The sequence below is a fragment of the Cupriavidus oxalaticus genome (genome assembly GCF_038900635.1).
Lineage (GTDB): Bacteria > Pseudomonadota > Gammaproteobacteria > Burkholderiales > Burkholderiaceae > Cupriavidus > Cupriavidus oxalaticus_B.
This window is the reverse complement of sequence record NZ_JAYMRX010000002.1, coordinates 88,894-110,250: the sequence shown is the minus strand read 5'-3', so window position 1 is coordinate 110,250 and position 21,357 is coordinate 88,894. Positions and strand designations below refer to the sequence as shown.

The window sequence follows — 21,357 nt, the reverse complement described above, 5'->3', positions numbered from 1 at the left end:
CCGTTTATATATTGCACGGAACGATTGAATGAAGAACGCCACGCTGCGGCAACTGAAGGTCTTTGAAACCGTCGCCCGCCATATGAGCTTTTCGCGCGCCGCCGAGGAGCTGCACCTGACGCAGCCAGCCGTGTCGACCCAGGTGAGGCAGCTGGAACACCATGTCGGCCTGCCGCTGTTCGAGCAGCTCGGCAAGAAGATCTACCTGACGCCGGCCGGGCACGAGATGCTGCACTACAGCCGCAGCATCATCCAGCAGTTCCGCGAGGCCGAGGACGCCATGTCGCAGCTCAAGGGCATTTCCGGCGGGCGCCTCAACGTGGCGGTAATCAGCGCCGGCGACTATTTCTTTCCGCGGCTGCTGGCCGAATTCATGGAGCGCCATGACGGCGTGACGCTGAATCTTGCGGTGCACAACCGCGAAGAATTGCTGCACCAGCTGGCCGGCAACCTGACCGACCTGGCGGTGATGGTGCGTCCGCCGGAAGGCATGGATACCATCAACGAAGCCTTCGCGCCCCACCCTTACGTCATCGTCGCGGCGCCGAGCCATCCGCTGGTCGGCAAGCGCAACATCCCGCTTTCGGTATTGGCCGGCGAGGCCTTCGTTTCGCGCGAAAAGGGGTCCGATACGTGGAATTCGATGCAGGAAGGCTTTGCCGGCCGGCTGTCCAACCTGCGCATCGCCATGGAGATCAAGAGTACTGAGACCATCAAGCAGGCGGTGATCGCCAACATGGGCATCGCCTTCCTGTCGGCGCACACGGTCGGACTCGAGTTGCAGGCGGGGAAGCTGGCGGTGCTCGATATCGAGGGCTTTCCGGTGATGCTCAACTGGTACGTTGTGCATCGCAAGAACAAGCGCCTGCCGCCGGTGGCGCTGGCGTTCAAGCAGTTCCTGATGGAGGAAGGCGCGGGGCTGATCCAGCGGATTACAGGCGTGGAAGGATTGATTCGCCTGGAAGCATAGCCCCTTAATCTATAACCGATAACTTATGGTTTATCGCTGAAACTTTAATTATCGTAAATCGTTTGACGTCCCTATGCTTGTCTCAACCCCACCGCTACAGCGAATCGAGGAGACAAGCCATGAACCAGGTCCAGACTGACAGCCGCCCCGCAGCCATCACGGTCGGCACTGACAACCAGCCCATCCCGCGCGAAACGCAACTCGCGGCCTATAACGCCGCCTTTATCGAACTGGAACTGAGTTTCCGCTGGGACGCCGAGATGTACGAATGGCTGTGCGGCATCGAATGCGAAAAGGCCCGCGTCGCCCGCTATATCGAAGAGCACCACGCCCACCTGCTCGCCGCCTATGATGCGAGCTTCCTCAGCGGGCTGATCTTCGAGAAAAAGAACGAATACCTGCGCGCGGTCGGCCATCTCAACTAAGAGGGTCCGATCGGTTACAGGCGAGGCGCTCTGGCGGTCTCGCCTTTTTTATTCCGGCGATCGTCTCCACGCCCGCATTGACATTGGACTGCCTGCGCGCCGAGGCTCACGCCGCCATGCCCTCTACTTCGGAAGTCCGCCGGATCAATCGCTTGATACGAGGACGAGGCTGTTGTGCCGCAAGCCAAAGGTCATAGGCCATCTGCATGCCACTCCACATCTCGCGGCTCGCCCCAAGCGCGTCTTCGAGCCGGATGGCGATGTCAGGCGTGATAGACGAGTGTCCGTTGAGGATGCGCGAAAGCGTTGCACGCGTTACGCCGATATGCGCGGCAAACGCCGTGATGGTCATGTCCTCTACACCTTCGAGCCAGTCGGCCAGCACGGTTCCGGGATGAGGCGGGTTGTGCATGCGCTTCATGATGCAGTCCTTCAATGGTAGTCCTGGTAGTCGACGACGATGGCGTCCCTTCCCTCAAACCTGAATGTCAGCCGCCAGTGGCCATTGACAGAGACGGACCAATGGCCAGCCAAGTCCCCGCATAACGGATGCAAGCGCCAGCCGGGAACAGCCATGTCTTCCGGCCGGATGGCGTGATCCAGCGCACCGGGCTGCTTGCGCAGCCGATCTGCGTGATGTGGTTGAATTCCTGCCTTGGAGCCTCTCGAAAAAGCGCTGGAGGCCGGCATGGGCGAAGCTCTTGATCATCGAAGTCTGAGATAGTCGGCATTGTATAGCGTATAGATACGCTATACAACGGGATCGAAAACTGGACGGCATTGGATACACCATCGGAGACAAATCGATTACGTTTGACAGGTCTGGCCGTGCATACCGCAGGCGCCGTGCCGCATCCGCACCGATCGCTCGTGACCATAGCCCGCTGGCCTGCGCCCAGCAATCAGATTGGAGCGCGTCGTCACGAGGGCACGTACTTGCGCGCTGATCGTCGTAAGATGCGAGGGTTCTCTCGACACCCGGCATTCCGCCCTTCGCTTTTCATTCATGGCCACCCGACGCACCGACGATGAATTCATTCAGGAACTGACCCGGCTGCTGAGTACTGAAGGCGTTTCGTCGCTGACCATTGGCGAGCTGGCGCAGCGCATGCGCTGCTCGCGGCGGCGGCTGTATGAGATCGCGCCGACCAAGGAAGCGCTGTTCGTCGGCATCTGCGAGCGTGTGCTTGCGGCGAGCCTGGAAAAGGGTTTTGCCGCGGCGCGCCGCGAGAGCGATCCGGCGCGCGCGGTTTCCGCTTACCTGCACGCCACGCTGAACACCTCGGGGCTGAGCAAGACAGCGCTGACCGACCTGGATGCGATCGACAGCGGCAAGGCCGTGTTCGATGCCTACCAACTCGCCCGCGTGCGCGGGCTGGAAAACTTGCTGGAGGCCGGCATGCGCGCCGGGCAGATGGCGCCGCACAATCCGCGGCTGGTGTCCGAAGCCATCCTCGGTGCCGCGCACCGGCTGCGCAACCAGCAGTTCCTGAAAGAGACCGGCATGAAGATCGGCGATGCCTTCAGCGAGTTCTACGAGATCATCCTGAACGGCCTGCTGTGCCGGCCGGGGCAGGACGCGCGCGCGCCCTAGCCCGGCAAGCCGGATCACTGCGGCGGGATGTTCGCCGCGCGGACCACCTTGCCCCACTTGGTGTACTCGTCCTGCACGAAGCGGCTGGCCTGGTCCGGCGCGCCCGTCACCGGGATCAGCGCCGCCGCGTCGAGCGTAGTGCGCAGGTCGGGGTTCTGCTGCGCCTGATTGATGACCTCGTTCAGCCGCGCCACCACCGGCGCCGGCGTGCCCCTGGGCACGAATGCCGCCATCCAGCCGACCACTTCAAAACCCGGCACGCCCGATTCGGCAATGGTCGGCACGTCCGGCATCTGCGGCGCGCGCTTCGCGGTCGTCACCGCCAGAGCCCTGACCTTGCCCGACTTGACTTGCGTGACCGCCGCACCGATGTTGGCGAACAGAAAGTCCACGTGTCCGCCGATCAGCGCCGACATGGCTTCGGATGGGCCGCCGTACGGCACGTGCGTGTATTCCAGCCCCTTCACTTCCTGCTTGAGCAGTTCCGCCGCCAGGTGCGCCGAACTGCCGACGCTGCCGGACGCATAGTTGACCTTGCCCGGCCGCGCCTTGATATAGGCAAGGAACTCGGCAAAGGTCTTCGCCGGGAAGCTGTTGCTGACCAGCAGCACATTGCCGTTCAGCCCGAACACGGCCACCGCCTGGAAGTCCTTCAGCGGGTCATATGGCGTCGAGGCCAGCAGCCGCGGATTGATCGCGTGGGTGACGTTGGTGCCTAGCAGCAGCGTGTAGCCATCCGGCGCCGAGCGCGCGACAAAGTTGGCGCCGATGGTCGCGCCCGCGCCGGGCTTGTTCTCGGTCACCAGCGGCTGGCCCAGCGTGTCGCCCATGTACTTGGCGAAGGTGCGCGCGGTCAGGTCGGTCACGCCGCCGGGGGCGAATGGAACGACGAAACGTATCGGTTTGGCCGGATACGGCTCGCTGGCGTGAGCGGCGGGGCTGGCCAGGCAAAGCGCCAGCAGGCACGCCTGGGCGGCGCGCACGGCGTGGCGCGCATGCCGGATGATGCGGAATGACATGGTCTCCTCCATGGTTGTTGTTTTCGTTCTGCCGCCGGCCCTCTGCCGGGGCCGGGGGGCATGACTCGGCCGGCGCTCAGGCCACTTGCCGCTCCTGCCCGCCCCAGTAGCGGCTGCGGAGCGCCTTGCGGTCGATCTTGCCCAGCGCGGTCAGCGGCAGTTCGTCGGCAAACACCACCTGCTTGGGCGCGTTGACCACGCCCTTGTGCTGCGTGACATGGCCGACCACGTCGGCCTCGGTCACCGCCGCGCCGGGCCGTGCCACCACGATGGCCATGACCGACTCGCCCCACTTTGCGTCCGGGATGCCAATCACCGCCGACATGGCAATGGCCGGGTGCTGCGCCAGGCAATGTTCCACCTCGCTCGGATACACATTGAAGCCGCCGCTGATGATCATGTCCTTGGCGCGGTCGACCAGGTACAGGTAGCCTTCGCTGTCGCAGCGCGCCATGTCGCCGGTATGCAGCCAGTCGCCGGCGAACACTTTTGCGTTCTCTTCCGGCCGGTTCAGGTAGCCTTCCATCACCAGCGGCCCGCGCACGCACAACTCGCCGACCTCGCCCGGCGCGACTTCGCGCAACTCCGCGTCGAGCAGCCGCACCTGGTTGCCGGCGATGACCTTGCCGCATGAACGCAGCCGATCCGGCCGCTCCGGGTCGTGGTCGGCACGCGCCAGGTAGCTGATGCACATCGGCGCTTCGGCCTGGCCGTAGATCTGGCCGAACACCGGGCCAATGCGGCGCAGCGCATCGGCAAGCCGCACCGGAGCGATCGGCGCGGCGCCATAGAGCACCAGCTCCAGGCTGGACAGGTCGGCCGTATCGAGGCCATCGCAGTCGAGCACGCCGTAGATCTGCGTCGGCACCAGGAAGGTCAGGTTGATGCGGTGCCGGGCCACGCGCTGCAGGAAATCGGCCGGGCTGAACTTGTCGCACAGGTAGACGGTGCCGCCGCGCAGCAGCGTCGGCAGGATCATGCTGCCCGACGCATGCGAGATCGGCGTGGTCACCAGGTAGCGCACCTGCGCCGGCCATTCATAGGTGGCCAGCATGTATTGCAGCACGGTCACCGTGGTCCGGTGGGTATGCAGGATCCCTTTGGAGCGGCCGGTGGTGCCGCCGGTAAAGGAGATCTTGCTGATTTCCGTGGGATCGTCGCCGGGGATAAAGTCGGCGCCATCCATCGCCGCCGCCGCGCTGGCCAGACCGGGACCGAATTCGCCGTCGTCAAGCGGCAGCACCTGCACCGCGCAGGCACCGGCCAGCGCGCGCGCCCGCTCGGCAAAGCGCGCGTTGTCGACCACCAGCGCCGTCGCGCCCGCCTCCTGCAGCACGAAGGCGTGATCCGCTTCCGAGGCCATCGGATGCAGCGACACGTTCTTCAGCCCGGCCAGTTGCGTGGCGATGATCGCGGCCACCGCTTCGGCGCGGTTGCCGACCAGGAAGGCCACGGCATCCTGCCGCGCCAGCCCTTTGGCGGCGAACAGCCGCGCGATGCGCGCGCACCGTTGCGCAAGTTCGTCGTAGCCCAGCGTGATGTCGTCGCCGACGATGGCCGGCACACCCGGCCGCGCGCGCAGTGCCGTGGCGTAGAGCTGGCCCACGGTCGCGCCGCCATGCACGCGCGCGGCCGCCGGAACTCCGGGGGGCTGAAGCGTCATCTTGTCTCCTCGGTGGCTGTTCTTGTCAGGCCCCAATGTAGGCGCCGTTTGGTACCACGTCAACGCTTTTGGTACCGAAAAGGCGGCGTTCAGTCGCGTGGAAGCGGCGCGCAAGGTGCGCGGTGGGTGCCACGTGGGTATTAACGAGGGGGCGACAAGATGGGGGCAGCGCCGCGGCACAAGGCGGCGGCGCTGGCGACAAGCAGGCAGGGAGATCGCGGATGCAGTCTCCCCGCTTCCAATCATGGAAGCGGGGAGCAAACCGGCGGCATAACGCCTTGCCGGCGAATCAGGCCTGTTCCTTGACCTGGGTCTCCAGCTCGACCAGCCGCTTCTTCAACGCGCGCTCTTCCTGGAAGCGCACGGTCTCGTCGCGGATCACGGCGACGATGCCGGTAATGGCACCCGCGTCATCCTTGAGCAGCGCCACGGTAAAAGCGATCGACAAGGTCTTGCCGTCCTTGTCGGCCGCGGGCACCTTGAGCAGGTCATGGCCGTAGCGCGTGATGCCGGTGGCCATGGTCTTGTCATAGCCCTCCCAATGGCGCCCGCGCAGCCGTTCGGGAATGATGAGGTCGAGCGACTGGCCCATGGCCTCGGCCTGGGTGTAACCGAACATGCGCTCGGCGGCGGGGTTCCACAGCGTGATGGCGCCCTTGGCGTCGGAGATGATGATGGCGTCGCCGATGGCCGACACCAGTTGCGCGTAGTCGATGGGTTCTGGCATGGGGAGTCCCTCTCTGTCGGTCATTGCCGGTTGGGGTATGTGGCCATCAAGGTAGCGCGGCACGGGGCCGCGCTGCAAGCAAAATGCCGGGGCGGCGCGGTTGGCGCGGCCCCGGCGGACGCCCCGGCACATATGCCGGGCGGGCGGCGTCAGATCACCTGGGACTCGCGCAGGCGCTTGATGTCGTCCGCGCCGTAGCCCAGTCCGGCCAGCACTTCTTCGCTATGCTCGCCCAGCAGCGGCGAACCCGTGATTTCCGGCTTGAGGTCGGAGAACTTGATCGGGCTGCCCACCGTCAGGTAAGTACCGCGCTCCTTGTGCGGCACCTCGGTGATGCTGCCGCTGGCGCGCAGCGACGGATCGGCGGCGATCTCCTTCATCGACAGCACCGGCGAGCACGGGATGTCGTGCTTGCGCAGGATGTCGACCGCCTCGTACTTGGTCTTGTCGGCGAGCCAGTCCTCGATGGTCTTGAAGATATCGAAGATATGCGGCTGGCGTGCCTTGGCGGTGCTGTAGTTGGGATCGTCGATCCATTCCGGCTTGCCCAGTGCCTTGCAGATCGGCTCCCACGCGTGGCCCTGGATGGTGAAGTAGATATAAGCGTTGGGATCGGTCTCCCAGCCCTTGCACTTCAGCACCCAGCCCGGCTGGCCGCCGCCGCCCGCGTTGCCGCCGCGCGGCACCACGTCGCTGAAGCTGCCGTGCGGATACTGCGGATACTCTTCCAGGTAGCCCAGGCGGTCCAGGCGCTGCTGGTCGCGCAGCTTGACGCGGCACAGGTTGAGCACGGCGTCCTGCATCGACACGGCCACCTTCTGGCCCTTGCCGGTCTTGTCGCGGCCGATCAGCGCGGTCAGGATGCCGATGGCCAGGTGCATGCCGGTGTTGGAGTCGCCCAGCGCCGCGGCCGAGACGGTCGGAGGACCGTCCCAGAAGCCCGTGGTCGACGCCGCACCGCCCGCGCACTGCGCCACGTTTTCATAGACCTTCAGGTCCTCGTAGTGGTGGCCGTCGCTGAAGCCCTTGACCGAGGCGACGATCATCTTGGGGTTCAGCTCGTTGATGCGTTCCCACGAGAAGCCCATGCGGTCCAGCGCGCCCGGGCCGAAGTTCTCGACCAGCACGTCCGACTCGCGGATCAACTGCTCCAGGATCTTCTTGCCATCCGGCTTCTTGGTATCCAGCGTCAGGCTGCGCTTGTTGGAGTTGAGCATGGTGAAGTACAGCGCGTCGACATCCGGGATGTCGCGCAGCTGCGTGCGCGTGACATCGCCCGAACCGGGGCGCTCGACCTTGATCACGTCGGCGCCGAACCATGCCAGCAGCTGCGTGCACGCGGGGCCGGCCTGGACGTGCGTGAAATCGATGATCTTGATGCCGTTCAGTGGGAGGTTCACGTTCGTTCTCCTATTGGATCAGAGGGGTGAGTTCGGGTGAATTACTTTTTGGCCGAGCTTTGCGGGTTCAGATTGGTCAGGCGACCGCTTTCGGTGCCGGCAGCCGGGTCGATGACGGCGTTGACCAGCGTGGGCTTGCCCGACTTCAAGGCTTCGTTCACGGCAGCTTCGAGTTCCGCCGGCGTGGTGACGTTGTAGCCGACACCACCGAACGCTTCCATCATCTTGTCGTAGCGCGCGCCCGGGACGAACGTCGTGACCGCCGGATCTTTGCCGCCGGTCGGATTCACGTCGATACCCTTGTAGACGCCGTTGTTGTTGAAGATGACGATGCAGACCGGCAGGTTGTAGCGGCAGATCGTCTCGACTTCCATGCCCGAGAAACCGAACGCACTGTCACCGCACAGCGCCAGCACCGGCTTGTTCGTCTCGACCGCCGCGGCGACCGCGTAGCCCATGCCCACGCCCATCACACCCCAGGTGCCCACGTCCAGGCGCTTGCGCGGCTCGTACATGTCGATCACGGCACGGGCGTAGTCCAGCGTGTTGGCGCCTTCGTTGACGAACGAGATGCCCGGGTTGGCCTTGACGACATCCTTCAGCACGCCCAGCGCGCCGTGGAAGTTCATCGGCGACGCATCCCTGGCCTTGACCAGGGTCTCGGCCATCTTCGCCAGGTTCGTGTCCCTGCGGTCGGCTACCGCATTCAGCCAGTCGGCACCCGGCTTGGCAAAGTCGTTGCCTACCTTGTCGAGAATTGCCGACACGCACGAACCAATGTCACCCACGACCGGCGCGGCGATGGCGACGTTGCTGTCCATCTCGGTCGCCGCGATGTCGATCTGGATGAATTGCTTCGGCTTGCCCCAGGTCTTGCCCTTGCCGTGCGACAGCAGCCAGTTCAGGCGGGCGCCGACCAGCAACACCACGTCGGCTTCAGCCAGCACATACGAGCGTGCGGCCGAGGCCGATTGCGGGTGCGTATCGGGCAGCAGGCCCTTGGCCATCGACATTGGCAGGTACGGAATGCCCGTCTTCTCGACCAGCGTGCGGATATCCGCTTCGGCGCGTGCGTACGCGGCACCCTTGCCCAGCAGGATCAGCGGGCGCTTGGCGCTCTTCAGCAGCTCGACGGCACGGTCGATCGAGTCCGGTGCAGGCAGCTGGCGCGGAGCCGGGTCCACCACCTTGATCAGCGACTTGCGGCCCTTCTCGGCTTCCATCGACTGGCCCAGCAGCTTGGCCGGCAGGTCCAGGTACACACCGCCCGGACGGCCCGACACGGCGGCACGAATGGCACGCGCGATACCGACACCAATGTCTTCGGCGTGCAGCACGCGGAAGGCAGCCTTGGCGTGCGGACGGGCGATGGCCAGCTGGTCCATCTCTTCGTAGTCACCCTGCTGCAGGTCGACGATCTCGCGCTCGCTCGAGCCGCTGATCAGGATCATCGGGAAGCAGTTGGTGGTCGCATGCGCCAGCGCCGTCAGCCCGTTCAGGAAGCCGGGCGCGGACACGGTCAGGCAAACGCCCGGCTTTTGCGTGAGAAAGCCGGCAATCGCTGCTGCGTTGCCTGCGTTCTGCTCGTGACGAAAGCTGATGACGCGCATGCCGTTGGCCTGCGCCAGACGAGCCAGATCGGTGACCGGAATGCCGGGCAGGCCGTAGATGTTTTCGATGCCGTTCAGCTTCAGCGCGTCGATGACCAGATGAAAACCATCGGTTTGTGCCTGATGTTCTTCCGCGGCGTGACGCTGCAACTCGTTTCCGACTTCTGCCATGGTTGCTTCCTTCTATGCAAATTGACCGGGGTTGGAATTCTTTTATTTCAGGGTGTCTTCCGCGGTGTGCTGGCGGACCGCTTGGCTTCGACGACTTCGGACATGTCTTGGTCTCCTCGTTTGAACTCTGCTTGCCTGGCGGGCTTCAGGTTCTCTTTCCTGCGTGCCCGGTGTTGCTGTTTGCCTTGCGGCGCCTGATCGTTTTCGTCGATCTTGATGACATACGGTATGTGATATATCAGAACGACGCAAGAAGAATTTCCACTGATTCCTGAATTTTTATACGGTGCGATGCAGCAAAATTAACGATAATTGCTGCCAGATACGGGAAATTACTGAATGGATCGGATTAAGGAACAAATGACGTGAATCCCCGCCGGGGAAGTGCAGAGGAAGCACGCAATCTCCGTTGATATATTACATGCCAAGGATTTGCGCAGATTGCCTCTTCCCTCAGTGCGTCGTCCCTCACTCTCGAACAATGGCCGCGATTCATGCTAACCGAAGCTAAATTGGCGCTGGCTTAAAGTTTTTTATCGTATGTATTCACGATCGTTTATGCATCGGCGTCAGCGCATGACACGGCCAAAGGGAAGGCATACGCCTTCCCGCTTGACCACACCCGGTCATGCCGGTGTCTCTTCCAGCTGCCGCAGCAACGCATCGACACTGCCCTTGGCGTCGCCAAACCACATCCGGGTGTTGTCCTTGTAGAACAGCGGGTTGTCCACGCCCGCGTAGCCCGCCGCCATGCTGCGCTTGGACACCACCACGGTCTTGGCCTTCCACACTTCCAGCACCGGCATGCCGGCGATCGGACTGGCAGGGTCTTCCAGCGCACCCGGGTTGACGATGTCGTTGGCGCCGACCACCAGCACCACGTCGGCCTTCTCGAAATCGTCGTTGATCTCTTCCATTTCCAGCACGATGTCGTATGGCACGCGCGCCTCGGCCAGCAGCACGTTCATGTGCCCCGGCAAGCGCCCTGCCACCGGGTGGATGCCGAAGCGGACATTGACGCCCTGCGCACGCAGACGCCGCGCGATCTCGCTGATGGTGCCCTGCGCCTGCGCCACCGCCATGCCGTAGCCCGGCACGATGATGACCTCGCTGGCATCCTTGAGCAGGCCGCTGACTTCCTCGCTCGACACCGGCAGCACCTCGCCCTGCTCCGCAGCCGCGCCGCCCTGCGCCTGCACCGCGCCGAAGCCGCCCAGGATCACCGACAGGAACTTGCGGTTCATCGCCTTGCACATGATGTAGCTGAGGATGGCGCCGCTCGATCCCACCAGCGCTCCGGTGATGATCAGCAAGTCGTTGCCCAGCATGAAGCCGGTCGCCGCGGCCGCCCAGCCGGAGTAGCTGTTCAGCATCGACACCACCACCGGCATGTCGGCGCCGCCGATGGCCAGCACCAGGTGCGCGCCGACCAGCAGCGCGATCACCGTCATGGCCGCCAGCGGCACCAGCCCCTGCTGCACATCCGGCGCGCTGAGGAAGGCATAGCCCAGCCACAAGCACACCGCCAGTGCCCCGGCATTGAGCACGTGGCGGCCCGGCAGCAGCATCGGCTTGCCGCCCATGGTGCCCTGCAGCTTGAGGAAGGCGATGATCGAACCGGTAAAGGTGACCGCGCCGATCAGGATGCCAAGATAGGTCTCGACCTCATGGATCACCTTCTCGGCGCCGGCCAGCGTGGTCGGCTCCAGGTAGTTGGCATAGCCCACCAGCACCGCGGCCAGGCCGACAAAGCTGTGCAGCACCGCCACCAGCTGCGGCATCTGCGTCATCTCCACCCGTTTGGCCAGCACCGCGCCGGCGATGCCCCCCACCAGCATCGCGCCGATGATGATGGCGACGCCGTCGGGCGTGCCGGCCAGCACGGTGGTCACCACCGCGATCACCATGCCGGCGATGCCGAACAGGTTGCCGCGTTTGGCAGTGGCGGGATGGCTCAGCCCGCTCAGGCTAAGGATGAACAGCGCGCTGGCGCCAAGGTAAGCGATATTGCTGATTCCGGAAGGCATGGCTCGGTCTCCTTTGCCCTTGTATTCAGTCGCGCTGGAACATCTTCAGCATGCGCTGCGTGACGAGGAAGCCGCCGGCGATGTTGATGGTCGCAACCAGCACCGCGCAGCCCGCGATCACCGCCGTCAGCAGCGACGGCTTGCCCAGCTGCACCAGCGCCCCCACCACGATGATCCCGCTGATGGCATTGGTCACGCTCATCAGCGGCGTGTGCAGCGCGGCGGTAACGTTCCACACCACCTGGTAGCCAACAAAGATCGCCAGCACGAATACGGTGAAGTGCGCCATGAACGCGGGCGGCGCCACAGCCCCGAGGGCGAGCAGGGCAATCGCCGCCAGCGCCAGCGCGGCCAGCGTCACGCCGGTGCGGTTGCGCGGCGGGGACGCTTCCGCCTCCACCGGCGGCGACGCGGCAGGCGCCTGCTGCTGCGGTATCGCCACCGTCAGCGGCGGCGGCGGCCAGGTCACCGCGCCCTGGTGCTGCACCGTGGCACCGCGGATCATCTCGTCGTCCATGTTGACCACGAGCTGGCCGTCCTTGCCCGGCGTCAGCTCGGTCAGCAGGTGGCGGATATTGGTCGCGTAGAGCTGGCTCGACTGCTCCGCCATCCGGCTGGGCAGGTCGGTATAGCCGATGATCGTCACGCCGTCGCGGCGCACGCTTTCGCCCGGCACGGTCAGCACGCAGTTGCCGCCCTGCTCGGCGGCAAGGTCCACCACCACGCTGCCGGAGCGCATGAGCCCGACGGTCCCGGCTTCCAGCAGCTTCGGCGCCGGCTTGCCCGGGATCAGCGCGGTGGTGATGATGATGTCCACCTCGCGCGCCTGCTCGGCGAAGAGGCGCATTTCCGCCTCGATGAAGGCGGGACTCATCTCCTTGGCATAGCCGCCGCTGCCGCTGCCGTCCTCTTCGATCTCGACGGTCAGGAACTCGGCGCCCAGGCTCTCGATCTGCTGGCGCACCACCGGCCGCGTGTCGAAGGCGCGCACCACGGCGCCCAGGCTGCGCGCCGCGCCGATTGCCGCCAGCCCGGCCACGCCCGCGCCGATCACCAGCACCCGCGCCGGCGGGATCTTGCCCGCGGCGGTGATCTGGCCGGAAAAGGGCCGGCCGAAGGCATGCGCGGCCTCGATCACCGCGCGGTAGCCCGCCATGTTGGCCATGGAGCTGAGCGCATCCAGCTTCTGTGCGCGCGAGATGCGCGGCACGCAGTCCATCGCCAGCACCGTGGCGCCGCGCTGCGCCAGTCGCTCCAGCATCGGCATCTGCTGCGCCGGCCAGACGAAGCCTATCAGCGTGGCGTGCTTCTTCAGCAGCGCCGCCTCTTCCACGCCCAGGCTGGGGTGGACCTGCGGCGGGCGCACCTTGACCACCACGTCGACCGAGGCCCACAGGCTCGCCGCGTCGACGATGGCGGCGCCGGCGGCGCGATAGTCATCGTCGGAGAACGAGGCCTCCTGGCCCGCGCCGGTCTCTACCGCGACCTGGTAGCCGAGCTTGAGCAGTTCCTTGACCGAGTCCGGGGTGGCGGCAACGCGCCGCTCGCCCGGGTGGACCTCGCGGGGCACACCGATCGTCATTGGCATGGCATTCACCGTTTCGAGTTTGGTTGGGTCGGCATGGGTCGCGCTCAGCCGCGCACGTGGTTGACCAGCGAGCCGATGCCCGCGATCGACACCTCCACCACGGCGCCGTCCTTCATCGAACCCACGCCCAGCGACGTCCCGACGGCAATCACGTCACCGGGCATCAGCGTCAGGTCCTGCGAGATACGGCTGACCTGCTCTTCCGGCGAGAAGATCATGTCCGACAGCGGGTAGTTCTGCCGCTCCACGCCATCAAGCCGCGTCACAACGCTGGCACCGCGCCAGTCAAAGCCGGTGACGATGGCCGGGCCGATGCAGCCGAAGGTGTCGAAGCCCTTGGCGCGCGTCCATTGCGGGAAATTAGGATCGGCGGTGATCAACTCGGCCGCGGTCACGTCGTTGACGATGGTGTAGCCGAAGATATGGGCGCCAGCCTCTCCGACCGACACGTTGCGCGCCTTCTTGCCGATGACGATGCCGAGCTCGCCCTCGTAGACGATCTTGCCGTCGTAGCTCTTGGGGCGCTGCACGGCGTCGTTGGGGCCGGCCAGCGACGATGCCGGCTTGATCAGGAACAGCGGGTGCGTCGGCACCGGCTTCTCCAGCTTGCGCGCGAGCGCGTGGAAGTTGTTCCACAGCGCCACCACCTTGCCGGGTTCGCAGGGCGCGACCAGCGTCAGCGCGGCGCGTTCATGCACGGCGCCCGTGGGCTCGGGATGGCTGAAGCCGTCGCGGTCGTATTCGACCACGCGGTTCTGGTCGGTACCCTCAAGGCGGCCATGGCCGATGCTGCCGTCGGCACGGCGAAAGCGTATCCAGGTTTGCACGGGAATGCTCCTTGCGCAGGCAAAGGCGGGCCCTGCCTGCGCCGATATCGGTTGCAGGATGGTCAAAAGATGGGAACAAGCGCGAGAGCGGCGTCGGCGTGTCCGCCCAACATTCCCGCGACGGGGGAGCCCAGTGGCTTTGAAAGACGCTGGATTCCCCTTGCGCGGGAATGACGGAGGTACGCCGGCCGCGTTGCCTTCCGGCTAGCGCGTCATACCGCCCCGGCCAGCTTCATCGCCGAGATCTGCGCGGGCGTGCGGCCCAGCCATTCGAGGATCTCGTCGGTATGCTCGCCCAGCAGCGGCGAGCGCTCCACCTGCACCGGCGATGCCGACATCGTGATCGGGCAGCCCAGCTGCACGTAGTTGCCGCGCTGCGGATGCTCCAGCTCGACCAGGTAGCCGCGCTGGTACAGCGACTGGTCCTCGATCAGGTCCTTCATCGACAGGATCGGGCCGCACGGCACATCCACCTCGTTGAGCGCGGCCATCACGTCGAACTTGCTGACCTTGCTGGTCCACTTCTCGATCACGGCGAAGCAGTCGGCCAGGTGCTTGAGCCGTGCCTCCGGCGTGGCGTAGTCCGGGTTGGTGATCAGGTCCTCGCGGCCGCACAGGCGCATCAGCGGTTCCCAGCCCTGCGGCTGGATGATGACGTAGACGTAGTCGTTGGGGCCGCCCGGCGCGCAGCGCAGCGCCGCGCCCGGCTGGCCGCCGCCCGAGGCATTGCCGGCGCGCGGCACGTGGTCGCCGAACTCCTGGTTCGGGTATTCGCGCAGCGGGCCGTTGTCCAGGCGCTGCTGGTCGCGCAGCTTGACGCGGCACAGGTTCAGCACCGCATCCTGCATCGCCACCTCCACGCGCTGGCCGCGGCCGGTGTGCTCGCGATGCAGCAGCGCGGCCAGGATGCCGACCACGCAATGGATGCCGGTGCCCGAATCGCCGATCTGCGCGCCGGTCACGGTCGGCACGCCATCGGCATCGCCGGTGGTCGAGGCGGAGCCGCCCATGCACTGCGCCACGTTTTCATACGCCTTGCAGTCGGCGTACGGCCCCGGGCCGAAGCCCTTGATCGAGGCATAGACCAGCCGCGGATTCAGGTCCTGCAGGTGCTCCCAGTCGAAGCCGGCGCGCGCCAGCACGCCGGGCCCGAAGTTCTCGATCAGCACGTCGCTGCGCTGTACCAGGTCTTCGAGCAGCGCCTTGCCTTCAGGCGTCTTCATGTTCAGCGTCAGGCTGCGCTTGTTGGAGTTGAGCATGGTGAAGTACAGGCTGTCGGCGTTGGGCACGTCGCGCAGCTGGCTGCGCGTGATGTCGCCGCGGCCGGGCATCTCCACCTTGATCACGTCCGCACCCAGCCACGCCATCAGCTGCGTGGCCGAAGGGCCTGCCTGGACGTGGGTCATGTCCAGGATGCGAACACCTTGCAGTGCCTTGGTTTCCATTGCGAAAGTCTCCTCGGGCGATGGTTTTTACTTGTACATGGTTTGGTTCATGGTGCCCGGCGCGTACTCGCTCGGATCGACCCAGATATCGGTGGTGCTGGCGGTCCTTCTGGTTTCGACGATTTGGGACATGTGCTGGTCTCGTCGAAGCGTTTTGCCGCCCCTGATGACATACGGTATGTGATATATCAGAAGAGAGCAAGAGGAGTTTCGAGCAGAAACCGAAAATATCGACGACGCGGCGCAACATAAGCGGCTGACAAGTCGCTCAAGCGTTGCATTGAGGGCAAGGAAAAGCTTCCCCTCTCACATTGATATATCACATACCGCAAAGTGAAATGGTGGCGAACCGGGCGCCAAACAAAAACGGCGGACCACAGTCCGCCGTTTTTGTTTGCCCCGCCGCCTTCAGTCGAGGAAGTCGCAGTGCTTCTCCACGTAGTCCGCCAGGTCCAGCGAGTGCTGGCGCACCAGCCGCTCGGCCAGTTCGGTATCGCGCTTCTCCAGCGCTTCGATGATGCGCAGGTGATCCACGATCGACCTTGCCGCCCGGTCGCTCTGCGAGATCGTCATCTTCCGGATCGCGCGCACATGGATAAAGATATTGCGGATCGTGTCCATGATGATCTGAGACCTGGACAACTGCACGATCGCCTGGTGGAACGCGATATTGGCGTCGGAATACTCCTCGATATGTTCGGCCGGCGTCGAATCGCGGAAGCTGTCGAACATGCGCCGCAGCTGGGCGATTTCCTGGTCGGTGGCATTCTGCGTGGCAAGGCGCGCCGCCATGCTCTCGAGCGCCGCCCACATCTGGATCATCTCGACGATCTCGCGCTTGGTCTTGCGCATGATGTAGATGCCCCGGCGCGGCACGGTGCGCAGGAAACCTTCCTGTTCCAGCAGCGTCATGGCTTCGCGGATCGGCGTGCGGCTGACGCCCATGGCTTCGCTCAGCACTCTTTCGTCGAGCCGGATCTCGTCATGCGACTGGTAGATATCGGCGTCGGCGATGGCCTGCCGCAACATGGCATAAGCCTGGTCGCGCAGGCTTGCGCCGGCATTGATCGGTTGCACGGACAAGGTCAGCCCGCTGGGCTGGACGATGGATTGTGGTTGCGCAGACATGGAATATGCTCGTGTGAGACCGGTGGCGCGGCGGCCGGAATGGCCGCCCGCCACATTTCCGCACAGCTTAGCAAAACGCCCGACTCATTACGAAAATGCATCAAGCAATACGTTGCGGTTATGCATCGGCACCGTCAGCGTGCGCGGCCTGTCGTATATGGTATATCACAATCGTCTTGCCATTTCTTGCCCAAAAGCGGGCCGGGCGCAACATTTGGGCCGCCCGCTCAGGGCGGGAGCACCAAACCCGTGGGCGCTCCCGTCACCCGCCTGCCGCCGGCAATCACGCCGCCAGCTTGGCCATCGAGTCGCGCTGCTTGATCAGACCCAGCACGGCGTCGCACATCGGCGTCGGCTGCCCGACCAGCCGGCCCATTTCCTGAACCACCGTGAGCAGCGGATCGATTTCCATGGCCCGCCCCGCCTCCAGGTCCTGCAGCATCGAGGTCTTGTGCGCTCCCACCGCTCCCGCGCCGTCGATGCGCCGCTCCACGTCGACGCGGAACTTGACCCCGAAGCGCTCGGCGATGCCCTGCGCCTCCACCATCATCTGGCGCGACAGCGCACGCGTGGCCGGGTCCGAGGTAATGACATCGAGCGTGGCATGGGTCAGCGCGCTGATCGGGTTGAAGCAAAGGTTGCCCCACAGCTTCAGCCAGATCTCGTCGCGGATGTTGTCGCGCACCGGCGCCTCCAGGTCGGCCGCCATCATCAGCTCGCTGAGCCGGGTCACGCGGGTCGAACGGCTGCCGTCCGGCTCGCCCAGCGGAAACTTCTTGCCATAAACGTGCTTGATCACGCCGGGCGCGACGATTTCGGCGGCAGGATAGACCACGCAGCCGATCGCGCGCTCCGGCCCGAAGCCCCGCCATTGCCGGCCGCCCGGATCGACGCTTTCCAGCGTCGATCCCGCCAGTTCGCCGCCGTGCTTGTAGAAATACCAGTAAGGAATGCCATTGACGCCGGTCACGACTGCGGTTTCCGGACCCAGCAGCGGCTGGATCAGGTCCACCACGCCCGGCACCGAATGCGCCTTCAGCGTAATGAAGACATAGTCCTGCGGCCCCAGCTCGCGCGGATCGCTGGTACAGCGCACCCGCGCCGCGCGCTCCTCGCCGTCGATCAGCAGCCGGACCCCGTGTTCCTGCATCGCCGCCAGGTGCGGGCCGCGCGCGACAAAGCTGACATCGGCCCCCGCGCGCGCAAGCTGCGCCCCGACATAGCCGCCGATGGCGCCTGCGCCGTAGATACACACTTTCATTTGCTGCCTCCTTGATGGCTCGATTGGATATTTTGATATATCACATACTATATTCCACTCAGATGCAAAACAACCTTTATCTTCGAGGACACATTGCGGTAAGCGACGCTGCGCTAACATGAAACCTCGTGCGCCTGGAACGATGCCCGGGCGCCGGTTGCATACCGATACCGGAGCCCGTTCATGGAATCGTCGCTGGCTTTGCTGCAGGACCCCGCCGCGTGGGCGGCGCTGGCCACGCTGGTGGCCATGGAAATCGTGCTGGGGATCGATAACCTGATCTTCATTTCGATCCTGACCAACAAGCTGCCCCTGGAAATACGCGAGAAGGCACGCAAGATCGGCATCAGCCTGGCGCTGCTGATGCGTCTCGGCTTGCTGGCCACCATTGCCGTCATCGTCAAGCTGACCGAGCCGGTGTTCACGATCCTGGGCCAGGGGCTGTCGTGGCGCGACCTCATCCTCATCGCCGGCGGCGCCTTCCTGGTGTGGAAGGCCACCCGCGAGATCCATCACCACGTCACCGCGGCAGAGGAAGGCGAAGGCGAAGGCAATGGCACCGGCAAGGTGGCGCACAGCTTCGCCGCCGCGATCGGACAGATCCTGCTGCTGGACCTGGTGTTCTCGATCGACAGCATCATCACGGCGGTCGGCATGACCGAGCATGTCCAGATCATGTTCGTCGCGGTGATCGCCGCGGTGATGGCGATGCTGTTCGCCGCCACGCCGCTGGCCAACTTCATCAACCGCAACCCGACCATCGTGATGCTGGCGCTGGCCTTCCTGATGATGATCGGCATGACGCTGATCGCCGAAGGGCTCGGCACCCATGTGCCAAAGGGCTATATCTATACGGCGATGGCATTCTCGGCCGCGGTCGAAGGACTCAACATGCTGGCCCGGCAGCGGCGCCACGCACGCCGCGCTCGCCGCGAGGCCCACTGAGCGTCGGGCTGCACAATGTGACCTGTGTGCCGCCGCAGCCTGTAACAGACGGTGTCCGAACTTTTCCCCGGAAACGCCGTCTTTTAGAGTTCTGCTCAACCCACGGACAAGAAAAGGACGCTTTCGCCACATGATGAACCGCCGAACCCTGCTGGTCTCCGCCACCGCCTCCGCCGCGCTGGCCGCGCTGGGCATTACCCCATCGGTGCTGGCGGCCAGCCGGATCAAGCTCGGCGAGGCGCAGCCGTTCGGCTTCGACGCGCTGATCGAGCGGGCCCGCACCCTGGCTGCCAAGCCTTATGCGGCCCCGCCCTCGCCGCCTGCCGACGTCCTGGCGCGCATCGACTACGATGCCCATGGCAAGATCCGCTTCCGCACCGACGATGCGCTGTTTGCCAACGGTCCAGGCCAGTTCCCGGTCACCTTCTTCCACCTCGGCACCTACTTCCGCACCCCGGTGCGCATGCATGTGATCGAGCGCGGCAAGGATGGCCCCGGCCGTGCCCGCGAGATCGTCTATGACGATGCCTACTTCGACATGCCCGCCGACAGCCCCGCGCACAAGCTGCCGCCGGGCAGCGGCTTCGCCGGCTTCCGTTTCCAGGAAAGCCGCCTCGGCGACCAGAAGACGCGCGACTGGCGCAAGAACGACTGGGTTGCCTTCCTGGGCGCCTCCTACTTCCGCGCCATCGGCGACCTGTACCAGTACGGGCTGTCGGCGCGGGGCGTCGCCATCGACGTGGCCGAGGCCGGAAAGTCCGAGGAATTCCCGGCCTTCACCCATTTCTGGTTCGAAACCCCGGAAGGCAACGGCGATACCGTCACGGTCTACGCCCTGCTCGACGGCCCCAGCATCTCGGGCGCCTACCGCTTCGTGATGCAGCGCGCCAAGGCCGTGATCATGGACGTCGAATGCGCGCTGTTCCTGCGCAAGGACGTGGCGCGGCTGGGACTGGCACCGCTGACCTCGATGTACTGGTTCTCGGAAAGCATCAAGGGCATTGCAGACTGGCGCCCGGAAGTCCATGACTCCGACGGCCTCGCCATCTGGAACGGCGCCGGCGAGCATATCTGGCGCCCGCTCAACAACCCGCCCCAGACCACGGCATCGGCATTCTCCGACGACAATCCCAAGGGTTTCGGGCTGCTGCAGCGCGACCGCCTGTTCGACCACTACCAGGACGGCGTCAACTACGAACGCCGTCCGAGCCTGTGGGTCGAACCGCGCGACGGCTGGGGCGCCGGTGCCGTGCAACTGGTCGAGCTGCGCACCGACGACGAGATCCACGACAACATCGTTGCCATGTGGGTCCCCAAGGCGCCCGCCAAGGCCGGCGCCACCTACCGCCTGCGCTATCGCCTGCACTGGCAGGCCGACGAACCGAACCCCTCGCCGCTGGCGCGCTGCGTCGCCACGCGCCTTGGCAACGGCGGCCAGCCCGGGCAGCCGCGGCCCAAGGGCGTGCGCAAGTTCATGGTTGAATTCAAGGGCGCGCCGCTGGAAAAGCTGCCGTTCGGCGTCAAGCCCGAAGCCGTGCTGACCGCTTCGCGCGGCACCTTCTCCTATGTCTTCACCGAAGCCGTGCCCAACAATGTGGCCGGCCACTGGCGCGCCCAGTTCGACCTGGCCACCGATGGCAAGGGGCCGGTCGACATCCGCCTGTTCCTGCGCCTGAACGGCAAGCCGCTGTCGGAGACGTGGCTGTACCAGTACCACCCGCCCCAGTCATAAGCCCGCGCCGGTCGCAGCCGGCAGCCGGCGCCGCTTTGCAGGATATTGCGACGCCGTGATGTCAGGCGCGCTCGAGCAGGTATGATGGCTGGCTACGACAGTCAAACTGCACCAGCCAGCCTCACATGATTTCTCAAGAGTTTGCCGGTGCCGCCGACGGCGGCCAGGCTGCATCGCTCCCGCGCTCGGAGCGTGCCTACCAGCAACTGCGCGCCGCCATCCAGGCGGGGCAGCTTTCTCCCGGCACCCGGCTGCGCGAAGTGGAACTGGCGGAATCGCTGGGCTTGTCGCGCACGCCGGTGCGCGAAGCGCTGTCGCGGCTGGAATCGGAAGGCCTGGTGGTCAACGAGCCCAACCGGGGCATGATGGTGACCCAGCTCGACGCCAGCATGGTCAGCGAGCTGTATGTGATGCGCGAGGTGCTGGAAGGCACCGCCGCGGCGCTGGCCGCGCGCCATGCCACCGATGTGGAGATTTCGCTGCTGCGCGATATCGTCGAGCGCGACCTGGCGTTCGCCGACGATCCGGACCGGCTGGCGCAGAACAATCGCCTGTTCCACGAGACCCTGCACCGCTGCGCCCACAACCGCTATCTGCTGAAGAACCTGCGCTCGCTGCATGAATCGATGGCCCTGCTCGGGCGCACCACGCTGGCGGTTCCCGGCCGCGCGCGCAGTTCTTACGAAGAGCACACTGCCCTGGTCGAAGCGCTGGAAAAACGTGATCCGGCGCAAGCCGAGCAGATCGCCCGGCGCCATATCCAGCAGGCCTACAAGGTGAGGCTGTCGCTATGGATCCAGGAGCAGTCCGGCAGCTGAGCCTGCG

Annotated in this window: 19 protein-coding genes; 6 read left to right on the top strand and 13 right to left on the bottom strand. The window is 65.1% G+C overall.

Features of this window, described 5'->3' with window-relative positions:
* The first annotated feature begins 28 nt into the window (after positions 1–28).
* Both VSR71_RS04780 and VSR71_RS04775 read left to right on the top strand, forming a co-directional pair.
* Positions 29–970, top strand: a complete 942-nt coding sequence (locus VSR71_RS04780) for a LysR family transcriptional regulator (RefSeq protein ID WP_342912772.1) — start codon at positions 29–31, stop codon at positions 968–970.
* A gap of 119 nt (positions 971–1,089) precedes the next feature.
* Positions 1,090–1,395 (top strand): LysR family transcriptional regulator, encoded by a 306-nt coding sequence (locus VSR71_RS04775; protein ID WP_342912771.1) that lies wholly within the window; start codon positions 1,090–1,092, stop codon positions 1,393–1,395.
* A 106-nt stretch (positions 1,396–1,501) separates the two neighbouring features.
* On the opposite strand, the gene VSR71_RS04770 is transcribed toward VSR71_RS04775, so the two are convergent.
* A complete protein-coding gene (locus VSR71_RS04770) occupies positions 1,502–1,816 on the bottom strand; it encodes a HigA family addiction module antitoxin (RefSeq protein ID WP_342912770.1) in 315 nt (104 codons plus the stop codon).
* A gap of 11 nt (positions 1,817–1,827) precedes the next feature.
* Positions 1,828–2,085 carry a type II toxin-antitoxin system RelE/ParE family toxin gene (locus VSR71_RS04765; RefSeq protein ID WP_428979347.1) on the bottom strand — a complete coding sequence of 86 codons (258 nt, stop codon included), beginning with the start codon at positions 2,083–2,085 and terminating at the stop codon, positions 1,828–1,830.
* Positions 2,086–2,401: 316 nt separating this feature from the next.
* Here VSR71_RS04765 and VSR71_RS04760 point away from each other — a divergent pair, with 316 nt between their 5' ends.
* On the top strand, positions 2,402–2,989 hold the full coding sequence (locus tag VSR71_RS04760) for a TetR/AcrR family transcriptional regulator (RefSeq protein ID WP_342912769.1): 588 nt from the start codon (positions 2,402–2,404) through the stop codon (positions 2,987–2,989).
* Between the two features lie 14 nt (positions 2,990–3,003).
* Here VSR71_RS04760 and VSR71_RS04755 read toward each other — a convergent pair whose 3' ends face one another.
* The 11 genes from VSR71_RS04755 to VSR71_RS04705 form a co-directional block, all read right to left on the bottom strand.
* Positions 3,004–4,008 carry a tripartite tricarboxylate transporter substrate binding protein gene (locus VSR71_RS04755; RefSeq protein ID WP_342912768.1) on the bottom strand — a complete coding sequence of 335 codons (1,005 nt, stop codon included), beginning with the start codon at positions 4,006–4,008 and terminating at the stop codon, positions 3,004–3,006.
* A 76-nt stretch (positions 4,009–4,084) separates the two neighbouring features.
* Positions 4,085–5,671, bottom strand: a complete 1,587-nt coding sequence (locus tag VSR71_RS04750) for an AMP-binding protein (RefSeq protein WP_342912767.1) — start codon at positions 5,669–5,671, stop codon at positions 4,085–4,087.
* 289 nt (positions 5,672–5,960) lie between these two features.
* The gene (locus VSR71_RS04745) at positions 5,961–6,398 is read right to left on the bottom strand and encodes a PAS domain S-box protein (RefSeq protein WP_342912766.1); all 438 of its coding nucleotides are present in this window, start codon (positions 6,396–6,398) and stop codon (positions 5,961–5,963) included.
* 149 nt (positions 6,399–6,547) lie between these two features.
* The gene (gene frc, locus VSR71_RS04740) at positions 6,548–7,798 is read right to left on the bottom strand and encodes a formyl-CoA transferase (protein ID WP_342912765.1); all 1,251 of its coding nucleotides are present in this window, start codon (positions 7,796–7,798) and stop codon (positions 6,548–6,550) included.
* Positions 7,799–7,839: 41 nt separating this feature from the next.
* Complete coding sequence (gene oxc, locus VSR71_RS04735) at positions 7,840–9,579, bottom strand: oxalyl-CoA decarboxylase (protein WP_342912764.1); 1,740 nt, start codon at positions 9,577–9,579, stop codon at positions 7,840–7,842.
* A gap of 626 nt (positions 9,580–10,205) precedes the next feature.
* Positions 10,206–11,606, bottom strand: a complete 1,401-nt coding sequence (gene pntB / locus VSR71_RS04730) for a Re/Si-specific NAD(P)(+) transhydrogenase subunit beta (protein ID WP_342912763.1) — start codon at positions 11,604–11,606, stop codon at positions 10,206–10,208.
* Positions 11,607–11,631: 25 nt separating this feature from the next.
* Positions 11,632–13,194 carry a Re/Si-specific NAD(P)(+) transhydrogenase subunit alpha gene (locus VSR71_RS04725; protein WP_342912762.1) on the bottom strand — a complete coding sequence of 521 codons (1,563 nt, stop codon included), beginning with the start codon at positions 13,192–13,194 and terminating at the stop codon, positions 11,632–11,634.
* Between the two features lie 44 nt (positions 13,195–13,238).
* Complete coding sequence (locus VSR71_RS04720) at positions 13,239–14,021, bottom strand: fumarylacetoacetate hydrolase family protein (RefSeq protein WP_342912761.1); 783 nt, start codon at positions 14,019–14,021, stop codon at positions 13,239–13,241.
* Positions 14,022–14,233: 212 nt separating this feature from the next.
* Positions 14,234–15,466, bottom strand: a complete 1,233-nt coding sequence (gene frc / locus VSR71_RS04715; RefSeq protein ID WP_342912760.1) for a formyl-CoA transferase — start codon at positions 15,464–15,466, stop codon at positions 14,234–14,236.
* Between the two features lie 408 nt (positions 15,467–15,874).
* Positions 15,875–16,594 (bottom strand): GntR family transcriptional regulator, encoded by a 720-nt coding sequence (locus tag VSR71_RS04710; protein ID WP_342912759.1) that lies wholly within the window; start codon positions 16,592–16,594, stop codon positions 15,875–15,877.
* 283 nt (positions 16,595–16,877) lie between these two features.
* Positions 16,878–17,855: a 2-dehydropantoate 2-reductase gene (locus tag VSR71_RS04705; protein ID WP_342912758.1), complete on the bottom strand. Its 978-nt coding sequence runs from the start codon at positions 17,853–17,855 to the stop codon at positions 16,878–16,880.
* A gap of 183 nt (positions 17,856–18,038) precedes the next feature.
* Between VSR71_RS04705 and VSR71_RS04700 the strand changes: the two genes are divergently transcribed.
* The 3 genes from VSR71_RS04700 to VSR71_RS04690 all read left to right on the top strand — a co-directional run bounded on the left by VSR71_RS04700 (position 18,039) and on the right by VSR71_RS04690 (position 21,350).
* Complete coding sequence (locus VSR71_RS04700) at positions 18,039–18,800, top strand: TerC family protein (protein WP_342912757.1); 762 nt, start codon at positions 18,039–18,041, stop codon at positions 18,798–18,800.
* A gap of 130 nt (positions 18,801–18,930) precedes the next feature.
* Positions 18,931–20,532: a glucan biosynthesis protein D gene (locus VSR71_RS04695; protein WP_342912756.1), complete on the top strand. Its 1,602-nt coding sequence runs from the start codon at positions 18,931–18,933 to the stop codon at positions 20,530–20,532.
* A 125-nt stretch (positions 20,533–20,657) separates the two neighbouring features.
* On the top strand, positions 20,658–21,350 hold the full coding sequence (locus tag VSR71_RS04690) for a GntR family transcriptional regulator (RefSeq protein ID WP_029047007.1): 693 nt from the start codon (positions 20,658–20,660) through the stop codon (positions 21,348–21,350).
* The last annotated feature ends 7 nt before the right edge of the window (positions 21,351–21,357 follow it).

Bases quoted from the DNA above. Each gene is read 5' to 3' on its own strand.
- VSR71_RS04780 (WP_342912772.1), top strand. From the start codon at position 29: ATGAAGAACGCCACGCTGCGGCAACTGAAGGTCTTTGAAACCGTCGCC.
- VSR71_RS04775 (WP_342912771.1), top strand. From the start codon at position 1,090: ATGAACCAGGTCCAGACTGACAGCCGCCCCGCAGCCATCACGGTCGGC.
- VSR71_RS04770 (WP_342912770.1), bottom strand. From the start codon at position 1,816: ATGAAGCGCATGCACAACCCGCCTCATCCCGGAACCGTGCTGGCCGAC.
- VSR71_RS04765 (WP_428979347.1), bottom strand. From the start codon at position 2,085: ATGCCGGCCTCCAGCGCTTTTTCGAGAGGCTCCAAGGCAGGAATTCAA.
- VSR71_RS04760 (WP_342912769.1), top strand. From the start codon at position 2,402: ATGGCCACCCGACGCACCGACGATGAATTCATTCAGGAACTGACCCGG.
- VSR71_RS04755 (WP_342912768.1), bottom strand. From the start codon at position 4,008: ATGTCATTCCGCATCATCCGGCATGCGCGCCACGCCGTGCGCGCCGCC.
- VSR71_RS04750 (WP_342912767.1), bottom strand. From the start codon at position 5,671: ATGACGCTTCAGCCCCCCGGAGTTCCGGCGGCCGCGCGCGTGCATGGC.
- VSR71_RS04745 (WP_342912766.1), bottom strand. From the start codon at position 6,398: ATGCCAGAACCCATCGACTACGCGCAACTGGTGTCGGCCATCGGCGAC.
- oxc (WP_342912764.1), bottom strand. From the start codon at position 9,579: ATGGCAGAAGTCGGAAACGAGTTGCAGCGTCACGCCGCGGAAGAACAT.
- pntB (WP_342912763.1), bottom strand. From the start codon at position 11,606: ATGCCTTCCGGAATCAGCAATATCGCTTACCTTGGCGCCAGCGCGCTG.
- VSR71_RS04725 (WP_342912762.1), bottom strand. From the start codon at position 13,194: ATGCCAATGACGATCGGTGTGCCCCGCGAGGTCCACCCGGGCGAGCGG.
- frc (WP_342912760.1), bottom strand. From the start codon at position 15,466: ATGGAAACCAAGGCACTGCAAGGTGTTCGCATCCTGGACATGACCCAC.
- VSR71_RS04710 (WP_342912759.1), bottom strand. From the start codon at position 16,594: ATGTCTGCGCAACCACAATCCATCGTCCAGCCCAGCGGGCTGACCTTG.
- VSR71_RS04705 (WP_342912758.1), bottom strand. From the start codon at position 17,855: ATGAAAGTGTGTATCTACGGCGCAGGCGCCATCGGCGGCTATGTCGGG.
- VSR71_RS04700 (WP_342912757.1), top strand. From the start codon at position 18,039: ATGGAATCGTCGCTGGCTTTGCTGCAGGACCCCGCCGCGTGGGCGGCG.
- VSR71_RS04695 (WP_342912756.1), top strand. From the start codon at position 18,931: ATGATGAACCGCCGAACCCTGCTGGTCTCCGCCACCGCCTCCGCCGCG.
- VSR71_RS04690 (WP_029047007.1), top strand. From the start codon at position 20,658: ATGATTTCTCAAGAGTTTGCCGGTGCCGCCGACGGCGGCCAGGCTGCA.